Genomic DNA, 19,189 nt, shown 5'->3' with positions numbered 1-19,189 from the left:
CCGCGCCCTGCGCATCGAGGGCGCCGGCACCCGAGGTGACCGACGCACGGAAACCCGTACTCCGGTGCCACGGACGACAACCCCGAAGGAACGGCCGATGGGGAAAAGAATTGGGCCCTCTACTCTCGCCCCGAGCGCAACAGCCTCAGAACATGCGACGGCCCCCGCCGGGACGGCAATCCCCGGGACCTGCCGCAGGACCGCCCGATCCACAGCCCGACGGCCCTGCTCGCGCACCGGCTGCTGGTGCAACTCCAGACGTTTCAGCCGCTGATCGTGAACGACGTGCTGTTGTTCCTCAGGTTCGGGTCGAAGGCGCTGATGCGCAGCTCGGGGTCGTCGTTGCGCGTGGCGACGGTGCCGGTGGCGCCGGTCGAGCTCACGCTGTCGACGTGCAGCGTGAAGTCGAAGACGGTACGGGAGTCCTCCCACATCAGGATCGGCGTGCGGCACACGTAGTGCCGACCGTCCACCTCGTCGCACATCTCCGGCTTCTGCGTGACGGTCGTCCCGGAGGGCAGGGTGACGTCGGTCGTGGCGACGCTCGCCCCGGCGCCCAGCGAGGCGACCCAGGCCGGGCCCTTGTTGCGGACGCCGACGCGGGCGGTGACGGTGTCACCGGCGCTGACCCCGGTGATGTCCTTGCCGATCGCCTTCAGGTCGGCGGTGTTGGCCGCGGTGTACGTCGCCATGCGGTAGTTGTCGCCCGGGTTCAGGTCCGTGGTGCCGGACGCGGCCCGCAGCGCGGAGACCCGGGCGGGCACGAAGGCGTCGCCGGTGCCCTGGACGAACGACCGCCCGGCGATGGCCTGCTGGTAGGCCTCGTCGGTGTACGGGGTCACCTGGTAGTCGAAGCGCTCGTACAGCGCGGCGCCCGTGGTGCGCACGGCGGTGGCCGGCGACAGGTCGTAGGTCTGACCCGGCGCGACGGCCTGGTCGAGGACGCAGACGGCGGTGGTGCCCGTCGGGTTGGAGGCCTTGTCGCCCTCCGCGTACGTGCAGTTGCCGTACCGGTGCGCGAGCTCCAGGCCGTGCGAGGCGAACAGGGTGAGGATGGTGCGGTCGGCCGTCTCGTTGCCGGTGTTGGTCAGCCGCACCGGCTGCGCGACGTCGCTGTTCGTGGCCACCTTGGTGTTGAACGGCAGCTCGTTCAGGCCCAGGTCGGGCCCGTTGGCGACGGAGACGTGGGTGTCCGACGGGTACGCGGTCAGCGGCCCGAAGGCGCTGTCGGCGCTCGCCGTGTAGTGGATGTACGCGGCGGCGTCGGCCGGGGCGTCGGCCTCGGCGCGGATGCCGAGGGTGGCGGCGGTGATCCACGGCGACGTGTCGAGCGTCCCGAACGAGCAGGTCGCCTTCAGCGCGCTCGTCCCGTCCTGCGTGCAGGTGGCGGGCCAGGTCACGTCCGCGATCCCGGCCAGCTCGCTCGCGTCGACGGTGAGCGTGCCGCCGGAGACCGAGTTGTTGGTGTTGTCGTGGGAGACCTGAACCTCCACGGACTGGGTGCCGGTGTTGCCGTCGGCGTCGGCGCCGGGCAGCACCAGGTCGTACGGCGCCGAGATCCACAGGGCGTCGTTCTCGGCCACCTCGTCGGCGGTGGCCGGGGCGGCCGCGGCGGCCGTCAGCAGGGCTGCGGCCGCAAGGGCGGTGAGGGTCGCGGCGGCGCGGTTGCGGCGCGGCGGGACGGCGATGGGCTGGCGCATGGGCTCAGCGGCTCCTCGTCGGTGAACGGGGTGGCTGTTCTGACGGCAAGGTGACCGGTGAGAGGGGCGCGGGGTTGCCCTGCTGAGGGACTTTGACCTGAGATTTATCTGTGGGGTGCCTGTGTCCCCTGGTCACCACGATCCGCCGCCGCCCCGCACAGAGGAGGGCGCCGTGGTGGACACGGCCGCGGCGGCCCCGAGGCCGACGGCCGGGGGGGAGAGAGAGTCGGCTGACCCCGTCGGCATTACCTCGCGCGTAATCGCGCCCCGCCCCGCGCCCCGGCACTCTGAAGTCACCGGAACCCGGGCGGCGCACTCCGCTCGGGCTCCGGGTCCCGGACCGCGCGTCACCGACTTCAGGAGGCCGATCACCATGACCGCTACGAACGCCACGGCTGTCCACGACACCGCCGTCACCCGCTACTTCGAGGCGTGGAACGCCCGTACCGACGAAGCGCGCGCCAAGGCCGTCGCCGCCGCCTGGACCGAGGACGGCACGTACACCGACCCGCTGGCCGACGTCGCGGGGCACGAGGGGATCGCGGCGGTCATGGGCGCCGCGCACGAGCAGTTCCCGGGGTTCTTCTTCCGGCAGCTCGGGGCCGTGGACGGACATCACCGGGTCGCCCGGTTCGGGTGGGAGCTGGTCAGCGAGGCGGACGGGTCGGCGCCCGTCGCCGGGTTCGACGTCGTCGAGATCGCCGGGGACGGGCGGATCACGGCGGTGCACGGGTTCCTGGACCGCGTGCCGGCCGCCTGAGCGTGCGCGTAGAACAGGACGTTAAGTGAAGCTCCTGTGAAGACGGGAGGAGTGTCCAGTATTCGCCTTATCCGGCTTCATGGGGGGAAGTAACGGATCCGGTTTCGTTGCGGTGTGGCTTCATCTCTTGACCCCGCGTGGGCGGCCGAGTTGGCTTCGAGCACCTCGGCCGCACCGTCGCGGCCACGTCAGGGAGGTATCCGTAATGAACACGCGAATGCGATCCGCCGCCATGGCCGGCGCCGCATCCGTCCTGCTGGTCTCGCTCTCGGCCTGCGGTGGTGTGCTGCCCGGCGGGGACAGCGACTCCGACGAGCCCGTGCACAAGGGCAACGATGTCAAGATAGGTCTGCTCCTTCCGGAGAAGGAGACCGCCCGCTATCAGAAGTTCGACTACCCCATCGTCATGAAGACGGTGGCGAAGCTGACCTCGGGCAAGGGCACGCTGCTCTACAAGAACGCGAACGAGGACGCTGCCCTCCAGAAGCGGCAGATGCAGGAGATGATCGACGCCGGCGTGGACGCCCTCCTCGTGGACGCCGTCGACTCCAAGTCCATCGCCGGGTCCGTGAAGAAGGCGAAGGACGCGGGCATCCACGTCATCGCGTACGACCGTCTCGCGCAGGGCCCCGTGGACGCGTACGTCGGCTTCGACAACGAACTCGTCGGCCAGACCCAGGGCAAGGCGCTCCTCGAGGCGCTCGGCTCCCGCGCCACCAAGAGCAGCAAGATCGTCATGATCAACGGTGCGCGCACCGACCCGAACGCGGCGGTCTTCAAGGAGAGCGCGCGAGCGGAGTTCGGCGACTCGGTGACCATCGCGAAGTCCGCCGACATCGTGGGCTGGAAGCCGAAGAACGCCGAGGCGGCCATGAAACAGGCCATCACGTCGATCGGCGCCGACAACATCGCGGGCGTCTACTCGGCGAACGACGGCATGGCCGGCGGCATCATCGAGGCCCTCAAGGAAGCCGGCGTCACCGACCTCCCGCCGATCACCGGCCAGGACGCCGAACTCGCCGCGGTCCAGCGGATCCTCGTCGGCGACCAGTACATGAGCGTCTACAAGCCGTACCCGGAGGAGGCCGCCACCGCGGCCGAGATGGCGGTGCGCATCGCCCAGGGCCGCTCGATCGAGTTCGAGGCCCTCGCGATGGACTCCACGGACAGCCCGACGACGAAGCAGATCCGCACGGCGAGCGTGAGCGTGGTCGCACTGACGCGCAAGAACATCAAGAACACGGTGGTCAAGGACGGGATCTACTCGGTGAAGGAGATCTGCACGCCGAAGTATGCCGCGGCCTGTGCGGAGGCGGGGTTGACGAAGTAGGGGGTGTGCGCGGGGTGTTGGTGGGCTGGGCCGACGGCCGTACGGGCTGTCGGCCCTTGTTGTTGTGGTGCTTCAGATGATGGAGATTGCGGCGAGGCGGACTCCGGTGCCGACCTGTTGACCGCCCCCTCCGGAGGGGGCGGCGGATGGAGAACCCGTCCTCGGAGGGATGCCGGTGGCCGACTGCTGAACGGTTCAATTCTGCTTGTCAGGTTCGCGCACCCACGCCGAACCGGCCGTGCTTCAACACCAGTTGAAGGCACATGCAGGGCGCTCCCGCTCAGGGCGTGTCCGCGACGGACAACGGAAGGCACCATGAACAGCAGAGGTATCCGACGCGCCGCAGTCGGCGCGCTGACCGTGCTCGCCCTCGCGGGGGCGTCGCCCGCGTTCGCCCTGTCGGCATCCAAGGGGGGTGCGCGCGCCTGGACGGAATCGAGCGCGACCATCATGAACCTCCAGGACACCCAGGACGACGGTCATGACGTCAAGGTGAACTACTACCGGACGGCTCACCCCAGTGATCAGCTGACCCTGTGGAACAAGCAGGCGTACGGCGACACCTACTTCGAGGACAACGACGGGAACTCCTGGACCGTCGAGAGCGGCAAGTACTCCACGATCTTCAAGATGCAGGCGTGCGAGGTCTACAACAACTTCCCCGACGACTGCACCGGTTGGTAGTGCGCCCCCGGCACAGCAAGTGACCGGTGCAATCGCGTAGTTGAGAGATCGACTCCGCATCCTCGTGCAGAGGCAGGGGTGGCGGCCGATGTTGGCGGCCGCCACCCCCGCAGCGCGAGTTTAGCCAGCGAACGCGGAAGCGGAACCCTTGGAGGCAGGGTGGACAGCGGTGCCGAGCATGCCGTTCTTGAAGTCGAAGGGCTCACGTACGGAGTTCCCGGACGCACGCTGCTCGACGGCGTGAGTCTGCGGATCGCCGCCGGTGAGTCCGTCGCGGTGATGGGTGCGAGCGGCAGTGGCAAGTCCACCCTGCTGATGTGCGTCCTCGGACTCCTGCGCCCCCGCTCCGGTGTGGTGCGGGTCGCCGGTGTCGACCAAGGACGCCTGTCCCGCGCGGCGTTGGCCCGGCATCGGCGCGACACCATCGGCATGGTCTTCCAGTTCGGGGAACTGCTCTCCGAACTGACGCCGGTCGAGAACGTGGCGCTGGCAGGTCTCCTCGCGGGCAAGCGCGGCGCCGAGGCACACCGCGAGGCCGCGGAGCTCCTCGCCGAGCTGGGCGTCCCGCAGGACGCGGCGACGGGAACCCTGTCCGGTGGCGAACGGCAACGGGCCGCGGTGGCACGCGCCCTCGTCAACGAGCCGACCCTGCTGCTCGCCGACGAACCCACCGGCTCCCTGGACGCACGACACCGGGACGCCGTGGCGGATCTGCTCTACCGGCTTCCCCGGCAACGCGGGTGCGGACTCCTCCTCGTCACCCATGACTCCGATGTCGCACGGCGGGCCGACCGGTGCGTGCAGTTGCTCGGCGGAGCGATCGTGGAGAAGGCCCCGGCAGGGGATCCGCTGTGAGCGGCAGCGGGCTTCTTCCCCAACTGCTGCGCATGGGCCGGGCCGCGGCCCTGACGGCGGAGGCGGGACGGATCCGGTTCTGGGCGCTGGTGCTGGCCACCGCGCTGACGTCGCTCGCCGTCGCAGGTCTCGTCCTGGCGGCACACTCCTTCGACGCCAGAGCGGAGAGAAGTGTCGCGAGATCGCCGCGGCTGATCGACGCGCATCCGCGGGAGACGCCGCGTGCCCTGTGGGCGCCGGTGGTGCAGAGCATGGGCGACAAGCCGTACGACGTCGTGTACATCGAACCGACGCGCGCCGACGCCCCCCTGCCCCCGGGGCTGCCGCGATGGCCGGAACCCGGTGAGGCCTTCCTGTCGCCGGCGCTGCTCGAAGCAGGCAGGAAGGACGGCATCGCCACGCAGTACGGACGGTTCGGCGGCGTCATCTCGCCCGCCGGGCTCGAGGCACCCGCCGAGCGCTTCGCGTACGTACGCCCTGGAACCGAGCTGCTGGACACGACCCAGATGCTGAGGATCAGCGGATTCGGCGAGAACGCCTCGGCCGGATTCGTCGGCGAGAGCACGCACAACTTCGGCCCGCAGAAGTTCTTCGCGGGATACGTGGTCCTGGTGCTCCTCCCCGCGCTGCTGCTCGTGGTCATCGCGGCCCGTGCCGGGGCGGCGTCCCGCGACCGCAGGACCGCACTGCTGAGCGCGCTCGGGGCGGGAACCACGGCACGAGCGGCTTTCACGGTCGGTGAGGCGGCGCTGCCGATCGGGGTGGGCGCGGCAGTGGCGGCCGTGTGCGCGGCCGTGCCCCTGGTGACGGACACGTCGTACCCCGTGGTCGACTTCGTCCTGTCGGCGCGGGACGCGCGAGGCGCGTGGCCGGCGCTGGTCGGCTGGCTGCTGGCGGTGCCTGCCGCGGTGATGGTCCTCACGGTCGTGTTGCAGCCCGGCCGCCGCCGGTCCGGTGCCTCGACGAGGCCAACTGCCCTGGCCAAACGCCGGAGTTGGCTGCCCTGGATCTTCCCCTTCGCCCTGCTGCTCACCGTTCGCGTCACGGAACTCGTCCCGGTGTCGCTCCTCATCCCCGTCTACGCCGTCGGATGCGTTCTGGTCTTCGCCACGCTGCCGGCCGTGATCGGCACCGCGGTCAGCGCGCTCGGCCCGATCCTGGCCCGGCTGGGGCGCACCACCGGCAGCCCCGGCCTGTTGGTGGCCGGACGCAGGCTGGGGTCGGGGGCCCGCTCGGTGACCCGGCTCGTGGCCGCGATGGTGATCGCGATCGGCCTGGCGGCCCAGGCCCAGATGTGGACCACGGTCTTCGGGACTCTCATCCAGGGCGAGGTCGAGACGCACAAGCGGGTGGGGACGAGCGTGGTGCGGGTGGCGCCGTACGCCGACGGCCCGCATGTGAGGACGTTCGAACGGGCCCTGCCCGCCGACGCTCTCGCCGTGGCCGTACGAGTAGTGCGCTCGGACATCGACGTCACCGGCTCCTGCGCGGCGCTCGCGGAGCTTGATGTCCCGTGCCGGAAGACCCCTGTGTCCGTGTCCCGCACGGCCGGGGACGTCCGGTGGCGGGAGATCATCGGCAGGACGGGCGCGGGCGACGGAGCAAAACTGAGTGTGCGGCGCGGCGACGTCTCCCGTATCGACGGCAAGGGCGAGCGGGGCGACAACACAGTCCTTCTGCTGCTGGGGAGGGACCACCGGCAGTTGCCCGTACCCGAATTGAGCACCACGGCGAACCGCACCCTCGCGATGAAGGCGTCGGTGCGGCCGCTCGCCGATCTCTCCGGCACGGGAGAGCTGGTGACCGCCGCGGGGTGGGTGCGGCTCATGGCGTTGCTGGGCGTGGGCATCGTCGCGCTGGTGGCAGGACTGAGCGCGATGTCCGAGTTCCTCGGACACGGGCGGGAGATCGCACCGCTGTCCGTACTGACGGGCAATCGCGGCGTCTTCTACGCCATGGCCGGCTGGTCGCTGCTGCTGCCGGCGGTATTGGCCGCACTGACCGGCGTGACGGTCTCGTGGTGGATGGCCGCACCGCTGAACAGTGCCGCACAGGCGACCCCGATGGCGATGGCGCCCATCACCGTGGGTGCGTTGGCGTGCGCCGTGGGGCTTGCGGGGTGGGGAGCGCGGGCGGCCGCGAAAGCTGCGGACGGGTGGCGGCCGTCGGCTGAGTAGAGCGGGTCCTGGGGGATGCCGCTGGGCGCGGCCCGCAGCCACCGGCGGCCCGTGGGACAATCCCGTCGGTCACGGGCTCAGGGGAGGGCGGCGTATGGAACGGGTCGGGGTGGCGCGGGAGCTCGTTCTTGGGTACGTCCACGCTCTGAACGCGGCTCACGAGGCCATGAAGGCGGCGATCCCCTCGCTTGAGCGACTCGCAGACATCCTTGGCCTGGTCCGTTCACGCCGGATCATCGGCCGGAGCGGGCACGTCGGCACCTACTCCTACACGGTTCATGGGGCAGGGTGCCTTTTTGTGAGCGACAACGGCACCGAGGTCGATGTGGACTTCGCCGCCGACGGGAGCGAGGTCTTCGATCTCTGGCGGCTGCGCAGGTACGGGCTGAGTCTGCCGGAGCCTCTTGATGTCACGGATGAGGACCTGCGAGCCGCGGTGCGGTCCCTGCACCCGCTTCTGACCGAGGTGCGGCCGGGATGGTTCAGCGTGGCCAACTGATCGCTCAGGATGTCGGGCAGCGTCAGGAGCTGGGCTGAAGAAGGGCGGTGCGGGACAGGGGACTGCGTTCCGCCTGCCATGCGATCCGGGCGGCCTGGATACGGTTGTCGACGTCGAGCCGCGCGTAGATGGTGCGGACGTGGTCTTTGACGGTGTGGGTACTGATGCTGAGTTTTTCCGCGATGTCGAGATTGGAAAGTCCCTCTGCGATGAGGGCCAGAATGTCCCGATGCCGAGGGCTGAGCCGTCTCAACTGCGCGCAGGAGTCGGCGTCTTGTTCGTTCCGCCGCAAGTGACGTACGTACTGACCGATCACGGAGTCGGCGACGACGGGTGACAAGGCCAGGCTCCCGGAGACGGTGGCGTCCACGGCCCAGGACAGGTGCCGTTCGACGTCGGTGTCGAGGAAGAGCCCCAGGACGCCCTCCCGGAGCAGTACGGGCACGTCGTCCGAGGTGAGACGGCTGAGCACGACTATGGCGGAGGCCGCGGACCGGCCAGGGGGCTGCTTCATCTGCCTGACCGTGCACAGCGCGGCCTCGGCGGTCTCGGCACAGACGACGAGCGAATGAAGACCATGGAGCGTGGCAGCCGGAATCATGTCCGGAGAGGGTGCCTCGACAATGCTTGCCCGAGCATTCTTCTCCAGAATGCGGCGAATACCCGAGCGCACCAAGGGCTGCTTTCCGAAAACGCCGATCCGTATCACCGTGATCCTCCCCCTAGGCATTCCTCTCAGCGGAATTGGTCGATTTCCGCTGTCGCCAACTATGCACGGACCGTTCATGGGGACGCCACCGTCAGCTTCTCGCGGAGTGCCGATCCGGAGGGTGGGAGGAATGGTTGATTGCGGGTATCGGGGCATTTTTGGGACGCGAGGTCGGCGGGCCGCTGGTCTAACTTGAAGGCTTCACGGCTGATGGGGACCAGGGGGGTTGGCAATGGCTGGAGAGGTCGGTCTGCACGGAAGTGGTCACACGCATGGCATTGGCGAGCTGTGCGAACCCGGAGACCGCCTGTACCGGGAGGCATTGAGTACCGGGCGAGCGCACCGACGTGAGGTCGTCGCCGGGGCGCCCTGCCTCCTGGACCTGGCACTCCTGTACCCCGATCCCAAGGACGCCGGGTGGCTGGTCCCGGTCCCTCCGCAGCAGGCGATGGCGGGGCTCCTGCGGGCGACGTACGAGGAGGTCACCGCGGGGCACCGGCGGATGGGTGCTGCGCTGGGGGCGCTGTCCCGGTACGCGGAGGCCGATCCGCGGTTCCAGGTGGGCAGTGACGTCGTGCGGGTCGTGGAGGGGAAGGGGCGGATTCAGGAGGCAGTCTACGAGGCCACGGCGGCGAGCACGGACGAGATCCTCACCATCCAGCCGGGCGGTATCCGCAGCGAGGAGGACCTGCGCAAGGCGGTCCTGATCATGGGAGATCTGCGGGAGCGCCGCGTGCGGATGCGCACGCTCTACACCCACGTGGCGCGGCACGGTCAGGGACTGTACGAGTACCTGGACCGATTCGGTGACGTCGTCGAGGCGCGGACGCTCGACGAAGTTCCCGAACGACTCATGGCGTTCGACCGCACCGTCGCCTACATCCCGGCGAACGCGGACCGCACGCTGGCTCTCGAAGTCCGCCACCCCGCGCTCATCCTCTACCTGGTCACCGTCTTCGACCGCCTGTGGCGGCTCGCGGCGCCCGTCTCCGACCAACTTCCACGCACCGGTGCGGACGGCATCACGCACCGGGGCCGTTCCATCGCGGCGCTCCTGGCGGAGGGCCACACGGACGCGGTCATCGCCGAGCGTCTGGGGATGAACGTCCGGACGTGCCGGGCGCACATCGCGCGGCTCGCGGAGACGCTGGGGGCCTCCAGTCGGGCGCAGTTGGGGGTGCGGATCGCGCAGGCCGGGCTCGTCGGCCTGGTCAGCGGTCCTGATCGAGAATCCCCGACTGACCGATGAGATAGCCGAGTTGGGCCCGGCTGTCGCTGCCGAGGGTGGCGGCGAGTTTGGCGATGTGGACGCGTACGGTGCGGATGTTCATGCCGAGGCGCTCCGCCACGACGGCGTCGGTGTGCCCTTCGATGAGGAGCGTGGCGATGGTGCGCTGGCGCGGAGTGACACCGCCGGCCGGGAAGTCCTCGCTCGCGCTCTGCGGGAACAACGGCGTGGCCAGGCGCCACAGCCTCTCGAAGGTGGTGGCCAGATAGGCGATCAGCGCGGGATGCCGGATCTCCAGGGCGACGGTGCGGTCCGGGTTTCCCGGGATGAAGGCGACGGTGCGGTCGAACATGACGAGGCGCTCGGTGACTTCGTCGAGTGTGCGGACCTGCACGTCGCCGGCCATCTGCTCGTAATGGGCGAGGATGGCGGGAGAGTGGCGGGAGCTGTGCTGGTAAAGCGTCCGCATGCGGCCGCCCCGGGCGAGCAGGTTCTGCTCGCGCGGCAGGCTCGACGCCAGCACGTTCGCCGGTCTCGCGGCGCCGGGCTGGATGGTGAGCAGCTCGTCGGACGAGGAGGAGGCGGCGTCGGCTATCGCTTCGTTGATGCGGTGCAGGCCGAGGAGCACCGTCATCATGGGTGTATCGGGGACGGCGGCCCGCTCCGCGTCCAGGGCAATCAGACTCGCGAAGGTCTTGGCCAGCTTCTCCTCCTGGCTGCGGCGTTGAGCGATCTCGTCCTCAACCGCCCTGAGCAGAGACGGAAGTGCGATGGCAGGAGGGACGGGGCGCAGCCACTGAGAGGTTTCGCTCTCCGAGCGGAGCAGGCCGTAGGCCTCGAGGCACGGAGCGGCTGCTGTCTCTTGCCGGGGAACGTGTCCTTCACGCAGCGCCCGGGTGTAGAGAACCATGCCTGTCTCGCACAACTCCGCGACGCCGTGGGCGTGGGCAGTCACAGCTCATCCCTCTTCTTCGTGGTCGGCGCGGCTGCCTCGAGGAGTCCGGATCGCGCTATCAGGAAGCCGAGTTGGGCGCGGCTTCCGCTGCCGAGTGCCGCTGCGAGCTTGGCGATGTGGGCACGGCAGGTGCGTACGTTCATGCCCAGCCGACGAGCGATCGCCTCGTCGACGTGACCTTCGACCAGGAGTCTGGCGATCGAGCGCTGAACGCCCGTGATGCCGTCGGTCGGTGGAGCGTAGGGGGCTTCCTCCAGCAGCGGTACCGCGCGGTGCCAGAGTTGCTCGAAGACCTTGGCCAGGTATTCGACGAGGCCGGCATGCCGGATCTCCAGCGCGGCTTCGTGGTCTTCGCGGGCGGGAATGAAGGCAACTGCCCGATCGAAGACCATGAGTCGTTCTATGAGTTCTTCGAGCGTACGTATCTCGACCTTGCCCTGCTTGAAGGCTTCGGCGTAGGCGAGTGTGCCGTGGCTGTGCCGGGCCGTGTGCTGGTAGAGGGTGCGCATCCGGATGCCCCGGCTGGTGAACTCGCGGCCCATCTGCACCGCTTTGATGAGGGTGTGCTCGTCACGGCCGCCACCGGGCTGCACTGTGAGGATCTCGAACTTGGACTCGGCGATGGCCAGCTCGATCGCGGAGTTGATGCGGTCCTTGCCTTCATGGACAGTGATCGCATGGGTGGCAGGTCGTTGCTGGGCACTGATGGTCAGAAAAGGCTCAAAAGTTTCGGTGAGCTCGACCGCCAGTGCTCTCCTCTCCTGGATTTCGCGTTCGAGTGGATGGAGTCGCTGCGAGAGCGCGGCAGTCGGCGGAACCGGACGGAGCCGGTCGGCGTCATCCGGATCGGGCTGCAGGAGCGCGAGGTCCAGCAGGCAGGGAGCCTCTGTTGTATCGCTGCGCATGACGTGGCCTGTACGCAGCGCTGCCGCGTAGAGCTGCTTCCCGGCATCGCACAGCTCGGTCATGGCGTGTGGATGTGCCCGGTTAGAGCCCATATTTGGCATTGCTCCACCCCCCAGGGTCCTGAACGTGCAGGAACATGATGCATCGACCCTGTGGTGTTTGCGTGGCTGAATGAGCCATCGTCGTGGAGAGCCGGGGGAGAGAAGCCATGGAAGTGAGGACGAGGCCCGCTATGCGTAAGAGGATATTTGGTGCAGTTCTTGCTGGCGCCTTCTCCGCCGGGTTGGTCCTGAATGCTGTCGGTCCGGCGGACGCGGTCTGGACGTCCTCGCCGACAGTTCAGGCCGCCCCCGGTGACGCGGTCTGGACCGGAGCGCCGACCGCTGTGAAGGTAGCCGCTCTGCAGGCGGATGCGTCGATGGACCCGGTCTGGGACGCAGCACCGACAGGCGTCGACGCATGATCACCCCACCCGACGACAGATCCCTCCGCCGCGAGATGGCGATCGCCTACCGGGCCGGCTGGCATCAGATCGATCTCGTGACGGCGATCCCGAACCCCGGCGACTCGCTGATGGTCACTCTCTTCGGGGAGCCGATCGTCGTGGCGCGGGACGACGAGGACGACATTCGGGCCTATCGGTGTCTGCGCAGGCCCCGTGGGGCGCCGCAGCCGGTGCGGACCGTCGTCCGGTACGGAATGATCTTCGTCAATCTCGACCAGCGTGATCACCAGCTGGTCGGGGACGCGGGCCCGCAGGCCGAGGCGGCCTCGGATGCCCCGTCACGCACCACAGCCACCCCCCGCAGTGCCTGACGCGATTCCCCCGTCGTTGTAAATCGCGCAGGTGCTTCCCCCCGCAGCGGCGTCACCGTGGACCTGAAACACGGTGGCGCCGCTGCAGTTTGTGCCGCGGCCGTGCGGCTACCCGGCCGCGAAGACGCCGTTGCCCGTGGCCCGGCCCACCGTGATCTCGATGACGACCCGGTCCGGGTTGGGGCGCGGAACGCGTGTGTACCGCTCGGCGTAGCGGCGCTCGGCGTCGGCCACGTCCTCGGTCGACGTGCGGATCGTCGCCGTGCCTTCCAGTGTCGCCCAGCGCCGGCCGTCGACCTGGCAGACCGCGACCCGGGCGGGCGTCGTGCTCTCCAGGATGTGGGCGACCTTCCGGCTGGTCTTGTTCGTGATCACGCGGGCCACCCGCTGCTCGGCGTCGTACGTCACGCCGACCGGCACGACGTGCGGGGTGCCGTCCGGGCGCAGGGTGGTGAGGGTGCACAGGTGCCGTTCCTGCCAGAAGGTGAGGAAGTCGGCGCCGGGGTGGTCGAGGTCGATCCGCTTGGCCATGACCGGAACCTATCCCCACGGGCTCCCACCCTTCGCCTTGAGTGGAATAGACTCAACTTTGTGTACGTTGAGTAAGTCAGAGTTGTACGACTTGCGTGGAGGAGAACAGGCACGTGGACGCCGAGCTGACGAACCGGAGCCGCGACGCGATCAACGCGGCAAGCAGCCGGGCCGTGTCCGGGGGCCACCCGGATCTGACCCCGGCCCATCTGCTGCTTGCCCTGCTCGAAGGGCAGGACAACGAGAACATCATTGATCTGCTGGCCGCCGTCGATGCCGATCAGGTGCGGGTGCGGGAAGGCGCCGAGCGCGTGCTCGCGTCGCTGCCCAGCGTCACCGGGTCGACGGTCGCGCCGCCGCAGCCCAGCCGCGACCTGCTCGCCGTCATCGCCGACGCGCAGGAACGCGCCAAGGAGCTGGGCGACGAGTTCCTGTCCACCGAGCACCTGCTGATCGGCATCGCCGCCAAGGGCGGGTCCGCCGGTGAGGTGCTGACCGAGAATGGGGCCAGTGCGAAGAAGCTGGCCGAGGCCTTCGCGAAGAGCAGGGGAGGGCGCCGGGTGACCACACCCGACCCCGAGGGGTCGTACAAGGCTCTGGAGAAGTTCGGTACGGACTTCACCGCCGCCGCGCGGGAGGGCAAGCTCGATCCCGTCATCGGGCGTGATCAGGAGATCCGGCGTGTGGTGCAGGTGCTGTCGCGCCGCACCAAGAACAATCCCGTGCTCATCGGTGAGCCCGGCGTCGGCAAGACCGCCGTCGTCGAGGGGCTCGCGCAGCGGATCGTGAAGGGGGACGTGCCGGAGTCGCTGAAGGACAAGCGGCTCGTCTCGCTGGACCTCGGCGCGATGGTCGCGGGCGCGAAGTACCGCGGCGAGTTCGAGGAGCGGCTCAAGACCGTCCTCTCCGAGATCAAGGAGAGCGACGGGCAGGTCATCACGTTCATCGATGAGTTGCACACCGTGGTCGGTGCGGGCGCCGGGGGCGACTCCGCCATGGACGCCGGCAACATGCTCAAGCCCATGCTCGCCCGCGGCGAGCTGCGCATGGTCGGCGCGACGACGCTCGACGAGTACCGGGAGCGGATCGAGAAGGACCCCGCCCTGGAGCGCCGGTTCCAGCAGGTGCTCGTCGCCGAGCCGTCCGTCGAGGACTCGATCGCGATCCTGCGCGGGCTCAAGGGGCGGTACGAGGCCCATCACAAGGTGCAGATCGCGGACAGTGCCCTCGTGGCCGCGGCGACCCTCTCCGACCGGTACATCACCTCCCGCTTCCTGCCCGACAAGGCCATCGACCTCGTCGACGAGTCCGCGTCCCGGCTCCGCATGGAGATCGACTCCTCGCCCGTCGAGATCGACGAACTCCAGCGCGCCGTCGACCGGTTGAAGATGGAGGAGCTGGCGATCGGCAAGGAGACCGACCCCGCCAGCAGGCAGCGTCTGGAGAAGCTGCGGCGCGATCTCGCCGACAAGGAAGAGGAGTTGCGCGGTCTCACCGCCCGCTGGGAGAAGGAGAAGCAGTCCCTCAACCGCGTCGGTGAACTGAAGGAGAAGCTCGACGAACTGCGCGGCCAGGCCGAACGGGCCCAGCGCGACGGCGACTTCGACACCGCCAGCAAGCTCCTGTACGGCGAGATCCCTTCGCTGGAGCGGGACTTGGAGGAAGCGAGCGAGGCCGAGGAGGAAGTCGCCCGCGACACCATGGTGAAGGAGGAGGTCGGGCCCGACGACATCGCCGACGTCGTCGCCTCCTGGACCGGCATCCCCGCCGGGCGCCTCCTCGAAGGCGAGACGCAGAAGCTGCTGCGCATGGAGGACGAGCTCGGCAAGCGGCTCATCGGGCAGGGCGAGGCCGTACGCGCCGTCTCCGACGCCGTGCGCCGCACCCGCGCCGGGATCTCCGACCCCGACCGGCCCACCGGGTCGTTCCTCTTCCTCGGTCCGACCGGTGTCGGCAAGACCGAGCTGGCCAAGGCCCTCGCGGACTTCCTCTTCGACGACGAGCGGGCCATGATCCGCATCGACATGAGCGAGTACGGCGAGAAGCACAGCGTCGCGCGCCTCGTCGGCGCCCCGCCCGGCTACGTCGGGTACGAGGAGGGCGGCCAGCTCACGGAGGCGGTGCGCCGTCGCCCGTACAGCGTGGTGCTCCTCGACGAGGTGGAGAAGGCGCACCCCGAGGTCTTCGACGTGCTGCTCCAGGTCCTGGACGACGGGCGGCTCACCGACGGGCAGGGGCGCACGGTCGACTTCCGCAACACCATCCTCATCCTTACGTCGAATCTCGGCAGCCAGTACCTGGTCGAGCCGCTGACCTCGGCCGAGGAGAAGAAGCAGCAGGTTCTCGAAGTCGTACGGGCATCCTTCAAGCCCGAGTTCCTGAACCGGCTCGACGACCTGGTCGTCTTCTCCGCCCTGGAGAAGGACGAGCTGCGCCGGATCGCGCGGCTCCAGATCGACCGGCTCGCGAAGCGGCTGGCCGAGCGGCGGCTGACGCTCGACGTCAGCGATGCGGCGCTGGACTGGCTGGCGGCCGAGGGCAACGATCCGGCGTACGGGGCGCGTCCGCTGCGGCGGCTCGTCCAGACGGCGATCGGCGACCGGCTCGCCAGGGAGATCTTGTCCGGGGAGGTCGTCGACGGCGACACGGTGCGCGTGGACGCGTTCGGTGATGGCCTTCTGGTCGGGCCCGCGACCGGGAAGACCCTGTAGTCGCCGAGTGCGGGTTTCGTCGTGGCTTGTCGCGCCCCGCGGCGGAGCCGCTCATGACACAGCCCCGCACACAGCCCCGCGCCCCTGAGGGCGCAGCCGGGAGCGAACAGGCGCGGCAGAAGGCCCCCCGGGCTTGCCCCCGGGGGGCCCCTCTGGGGGAGGATGGCCGCATCCATACGAAGGGACCAAGCACGTGACCATCGACCCGTCCTCGATTCCCAACTTCGGGGGGCAGCCCCCCCAGCCGCAGGGTGGGGGACCGGCAGGTCCCGTCATCCCCGACCAGGACCTGGTCAAGCAGCTCCTGGAGCAGATGGAGCTCAAGTACGTCACGGACGAAGAGGGCGACCTCGCGGCTCCGTGGGAGGAGTTCCGTACGTACTTCATGTTCCGCGGCGAGGGCGACCAGCAGGTCTTCTCGGTGCGGACGTTCTACGACCGGCCGCACGCCATCGAGGTGAAGCCGCAGCTCCTGGAGTCGATCGACGACTGGAACCGCCGCACCCTGTGGCCCAAGGTCTACAGCCACACCCACGACGACGGCACGGTCCGTCTCATCGGTGAGGCCCAGATGCTGATCGGCACCGGTGTCTCGCTGGAGCACTTCGTGTCGTCGACCGTCAGCTGGGTGCGCGCCGCGATCGAGTTCGACCGCTGGCTCGTGGAGCAGCTCGGTCTGGAGACCGACGTCGACTCGGCCGAGTCGGACGGGAAGCCCGGCGACGACGCCGAGTAGCACCGAAGATCACAGCGGCGTGTGGGCGTAGACGATCAGATACGTCCCGTACGTCAGGGAGAGCCCGGCCAGTACCGCCGTCACCAGGACGGCGTGTGCGGGCCGGGCTCTCGCCGTCCGGGCGAGCGCGCAGGCCAGCGGCAGCAGCAGCGGGAACGCGGGCAGCAGGAAGCGCGGCTTCGACTCGAAGAAGCCCGAGCCGCCGATCGTGATCAGGAGCAGGACGCCGGTGTAGGCGATCAGCGGGAGCGGGGCGCGGTCCAGGAGCAGGAGCGCGTAGAGGAGGACCGCCGCCGCGACGATCAGGAGCGTCATCGGGAAGACGAAGCGGTCGCCGTGCAGCAGCATGTTCTTCACGAACCGGGCCGAACCGGCCCCGAGGTCGAAGGTCGAACCCCAGCCGCGCTGCACCGCGAAGTAGCCGCCGAGCGGATCGCCCTTGCGCCATCCGACCCAGACGACGTACGAGGCCCAGCCCAGCGGCGCGAGCAGTGCGCCCGTCCACAGCCTGTGGGGAACGCGGCCGCGGCGGCGGACGATCTCGTACGCGGCTGTGGACAGGACGGCGGCGGCGACCGCGAAGCCGTTCGGCCGGGACAGGCCGGCGAGCGCGGCGAGCGTGCCCGCCCACAGCCAGCTGCCGCTGAGCACCGCGTACAGGGACCAGGCGGCGAGCGCCGTGAGCACGGGTTCCGTGTACGCCATGGACAGGACCACGGAGTGCGGGAGCAGGCCCCACAGGACGACCAGGATCGTCGCGACCGTCCTGCCGCGCAGACGGAAGCCGATCCGGTGGATGCCGAGCGCGGCGGTCAGTGTCGCCGCCCACGCGATGAGCAGGGCGCACATCCCGGTGCTCAGCGGCAGCACCGTGTGCACCGCGCGGATCAGCGCCGGGTAGAGGGGGAAGAAGGCGAGGTCGCTGTGGACGACGCCGCCGCCGAAGTGCAGCGTGCGCACGCCGTAGCCGTGCGCGGCGATCCCCTCGTACCAGAGCGAGTCCCAGGAGCGGCCGAGCAGCGCGAGCGGCTTCTGTCCGGTGAGCCAGGCGCCGGCGGCGACCGCGAGCATGCCGGTGAGCCGGGCCGCGGCGAAGAGCGCGAGGGCCCGTCCGGCGCCGGACGCGGACGGGCGCGGCAGAGCCCGGGCCGCGGTGGCGGCGGCGGGTCCTGAGGGGGCGTCAAGAACACTGGTGTGCGGCTCGGTCACATCCGAACCCTGCGATGTCCCTGCCGCGCCCGCGAGTTGGGTGCGGCCAGACGGGGGGCCCCGGGTGCTAGAGCTGCTTGAGGCGGCCGACCGCCTCCGTGAGGACGGACTCCCGCTTGCAGAACGCGAACCGTACGAAGGGCGCCCCGGCCGCCCGGTCGTCGTAGAACACGGCGTTCGGGATCGCGACGACGCCGCACCGCTCGGGCAGCGCCCGGCAGAACGCGAAGCCGTCGCCGCTCGGGTCGAGCGGGCGGATGTCGGTCGTGACGAAGTAGGTGCCGGCCGGCTCGAAGACCTCGAAGCCCGCGTCCCGCAGACCCGCCGTGAGCAGGTTCCGCTTGGCCGTCATGTCGGCGCGGAAGTCCTCGAAGTAGGAGTCGGGCAGGGTGAGGGCTTCGGCGATCGCGTACTGGAAGGGGCCCGCCGACACGTAGGTGAGGAACTGCTTGGCCGAGCGGACTGCTGTGACGAGTTCCGGCGTCGACGTCACCCAGCCGACCTTCCAGCCCGTGAACGAGAACGTCTTGCCCGCCGAGCCGATCGTGACGGTGCGCTCGCGCATGCCCGGCAGCGTGGCCAGCGGGATGTGCTCGGCGGCGCCGAACGTCAGGTGCTCGTACACCTCGTCGGTGACGACGAGCAGGTCGCGCTCGACGGCCAGCTCGGCGATCGCGGTCAGCTCGGCGCGGGTGAGGACGGTGCCGGTCGGGTTGTGCGGGGTGTTGACGAGCAGCAGGCGGGTGCGGGGGGTGACCGCGGCGCGCAGCTCGTCGAGGTCGAGGCGGAAGGCCCCCGCGTCGGGCCTGAGCGTCACCGGGACCCGGGTGCCGCCCGCGAGCGCGATGCTCGCCGCGTACGAGTCGTAGTACGGCTCGAACGCGATGACCTCGTCGCCGGGCTCGACCAGCGCGAGCAGCGACGCCGCGATGGCCTCGGTGGCGCCCGCGGTGACGAGGACCTCGCGGTCGGCGTCGAGCTGGGTCCCGTACCGCCGCTGCTGGTGGTCCGCGATCGCGGTGCGCAGCTCGGGGACGCCCGGGCCCGGCGGGTACTGGTTGCCGCGGCCGTCGCGCAGCGCCCGGACGGCGGCTTCCCTGATCGCTTCGGGGCCGTCGGTGTCGGGGAAGCCCTGGCCGAGGTTGATCGACCCGGTGGACAGGGCCAGCGCGGACATCTCCGCGAAGATCGTCGTCCCGAACTCGGCGAGTCGGCGGTTGAGCAGAGGGCGCGCGCTGGAGGTCATGGCGGCCATCCTGCGCCGAACCTCTGGACTTGCTCAACTCTGCTTTGGCCGCGCGCGGGCAGGGGCATCCCCCTCACACGCCCCGCACGGGGCGTCCCTCGGGGGACACACGAGGGGCACGGGGGAACGTGAAAGCA

The 19,189-nt window shown here is 69.7% G+C and carries 17 protein-coding genes; 10 read left to right on the top strand and 7 right to left on the bottom strand.

What is annotated here, in order from left to right; genetic code table 11:
- Nucleotides 1–263: 263 nt before the first annotated feature.
- Nucleotides 264–1,700, bottom strand: a complete 1,437-nt coding sequence (locus AB0L37_RS00645) for a hypothetical protein (RefSeq protein ID WP_365497836.1) — start codon at nt 1,698–1,700, stop codon at nt 264–266.
- 373 nt (nt 1,701–2,073) lie between these two features.
- On the opposite strand from AB0L37_RS00645, the gene AB0L37_RS00640 reads away from it, so the two are divergent.
- The 6 genes from AB0L37_RS00640 to AB0L37_RS00615 all read left to right on the top strand — a co-directional run bounded on the left by AB0L37_RS00640 (nt 2,074) and on the right by AB0L37_RS00615 (nt 8,005).
- Complete coding sequence (locus AB0L37_RS00640; protein ID WP_365497833.1) at nt 2,074–2,460, top strand: nuclear transport factor 2 family protein; 387 nt, start codon at nt 2,074–2,076, stop codon at nt 2,458–2,460.
- 205 nt (nt 2,461–2,665) lie between these two features.
- A complete protein-coding gene (locus AB0L37_RS00635) occupies nt 2,666–3,790 on the top strand; it encodes a substrate-binding domain-containing protein (protein WP_365497830.1) in 1,125 nt (374 codons plus the stop codon).
- A gap of 315 nt (nt 3,791–4,105) precedes the next feature.
- Nucleotides 4,106–4,474 (top strand): hypothetical protein, encoded by a 369-nt coding sequence (locus AB0L37_RS00630; RefSeq protein ID WP_365497827.1) that lies wholly within the window; start codon nt 4,106–4,108, stop codon nt 4,472–4,474.
- Between the two features lie 159 nt (nt 4,475–4,633).
- Complete coding sequence (locus AB0L37_RS00625) at nt 4,634–5,329, top strand: ABC transporter ATP-binding protein (RefSeq protein WP_365497824.1); 696 nt, start codon at nt 4,634–4,636, stop codon at nt 5,327–5,329.
- The gene (locus tag AB0L37_RS00620) at nt 5,326–7,506 is read left to right on the top strand and encodes a hypothetical protein (RefSeq protein ID WP_365497821.1); all 2,181 of its coding nucleotides are present in this window, start codon (nt 5,326–5,328) and stop codon (nt 7,504–7,506) included. Before AB0L37_RS00625 ends, AB0L37_RS00620 begins: the two co-directional genes overlap by 4 nt.
- 94 nt (nt 7,507–7,600) lie before the next feature.
- On the top strand, nt 7,601–8,005 hold the full coding sequence (locus AB0L37_RS00615) for a hypothetical protein (RefSeq protein WP_365497818.1): 405 nt from the start codon (nt 7,601–7,603) through the stop codon (nt 8,003–8,005).
- Between the two features lie 22 nt (nt 8,006–8,027).
- Here the strand turns inward: AB0L37_RS00615 and AB0L37_RS00610 are convergent, their stop codons facing one another.
- Complete coding sequence (locus AB0L37_RS00610; protein ID WP_365497815.1) at nt 8,028–8,714, bottom strand: response regulator transcription factor; 687 nt, start codon at nt 8,712–8,714, stop codon at nt 8,028–8,030.
- Nucleotides 8,715–9,036: 322 nt separating this feature from the next.
- On the opposite strand from AB0L37_RS00610, the gene AB0L37_RS00605 reads away from it, so the two are divergent.
- Complete coding sequence (locus tag AB0L37_RS00605; protein WP_365497812.1) at nt 9,037–9,963, top strand: helix-turn-helix transcriptional regulator; 927 nt, start codon at nt 9,037–9,039, stop codon at nt 9,961–9,963.
- On the opposite strand, the gene AB0L37_RS00600 is transcribed toward AB0L37_RS00605, so the two are convergent.
- Together AB0L37_RS00600 and AB0L37_RS00595 are read right to left on the bottom strand one after the other, a co-directional pair.
- Nucleotides 9,926–10,852, bottom strand: a complete 927-nt coding sequence (locus tag AB0L37_RS00600) for a helix-turn-helix transcriptional regulator (protein WP_365499158.1) — start codon at nt 10,850–10,852, stop codon at nt 9,926–9,928. The two genes, AB0L37_RS00605 and AB0L37_RS00600, sit on opposite strands and share 38 nt — an antisense overlap.
- Before the next feature lie 41 nt (nt 10,853–10,893).
- Nucleotides 10,894–11,865, bottom strand: a complete 972-nt coding sequence (locus AB0L37_RS00595; protein ID WP_365497809.1) for a helix-turn-helix transcriptional regulator — start codon at nt 11,863–11,865, stop codon at nt 10,894–10,896.
- A gap of 397 nt (nt 11,866–12,262) precedes the next feature.
- On the opposite strand from AB0L37_RS00595, the gene AB0L37_RS00590 reads away from it, so the two are divergent.
- Nucleotides 12,263–12,619, top strand: a complete 357-nt coding sequence (locus AB0L37_RS00590) for a hypothetical protein (protein ID WP_365497807.1) — start codon at nt 12,263–12,265, stop codon at nt 12,617–12,619.
- A gap of 108 nt (nt 12,620–12,727) precedes the next feature.
- Here the strand turns inward: AB0L37_RS00590 and AB0L37_RS00585 are convergent, their stop codons facing one another.
- On the bottom strand, nt 12,728–13,150 hold the full coding sequence (locus AB0L37_RS00585; RefSeq protein WP_365497805.1) for a TIGR03618 family F420-dependent PPOX class oxidoreductase: 423 nt from the start codon (nt 13,148–13,150) through the stop codon (nt 12,728–12,730).
- A gap of 113 nt (nt 13,151–13,263) precedes the next feature.
- On the opposite strand from AB0L37_RS00585, the gene clpB reads away from it, so the two are divergent.
- Together clpB and AB0L37_RS00575 are read left to right on the top strand one after the other, a co-directional pair.
- A complete protein-coding gene (clpB, locus tag AB0L37_RS00580; protein WP_365497801.1) occupies nt 13,264–15,861 on the top strand; it encodes an ATP-dependent chaperone ClpB in 2,598 nt (865 codons plus the stop codon).
- Nucleotides 15,862–16,054: 193 nt separating this feature from the next.
- The gene (locus AB0L37_RS00575; RefSeq protein ID WP_365497798.1) at nt 16,055–16,597 is read left to right on the top strand and encodes a YbjN domain-containing protein; all 543 of its coding nucleotides are present in this window, start codon (nt 16,055–16,057) and stop codon (nt 16,595–16,597) included.
- Between the two features lie 9 nt (nt 16,598–16,606).
- On the opposite strand, the gene AB0L37_RS00570 is transcribed toward AB0L37_RS00575, so the two are convergent.
- Together AB0L37_RS00570 and AB0L37_RS00565 are read right to left on the bottom strand one after the other, a co-directional pair.
- Nucleotides 16,607–17,668: a hypothetical protein gene (locus AB0L37_RS00570; protein WP_365499155.1), complete on the bottom strand. Its 1,062-nt coding sequence runs from the start codon at nt 17,666–17,668 to the stop codon at nt 16,607–16,609.
- A 205-nt stretch (nt 17,669–17,873) separates the two neighbouring features.
- Nucleotides 17,874–19,061: a pyridoxal phosphate-dependent aminotransferase gene (locus AB0L37_RS00565; protein WP_365497795.1), complete on the bottom strand. Its 1,188-nt coding sequence runs from the start codon at nt 19,059–19,061 to the stop codon at nt 17,874–17,876.
- Nucleotides 19,062–19,189: the final 128 nt, after the last annotated feature.

Source organism: Streptomyces sp. NPDC052225 (assembly GCF_040679615.1).
Classification (GTDB): domain Bacteria; phylum Actinomycetota; class Actinomycetes; order Streptomycetales; family Streptomycetaceae; genus Streptomyces.
The sequence above is the reverse complement of the archived record's forward strand: the minus strand, read 5'-3'. Positions and strand labels throughout refer to the sequence as shown.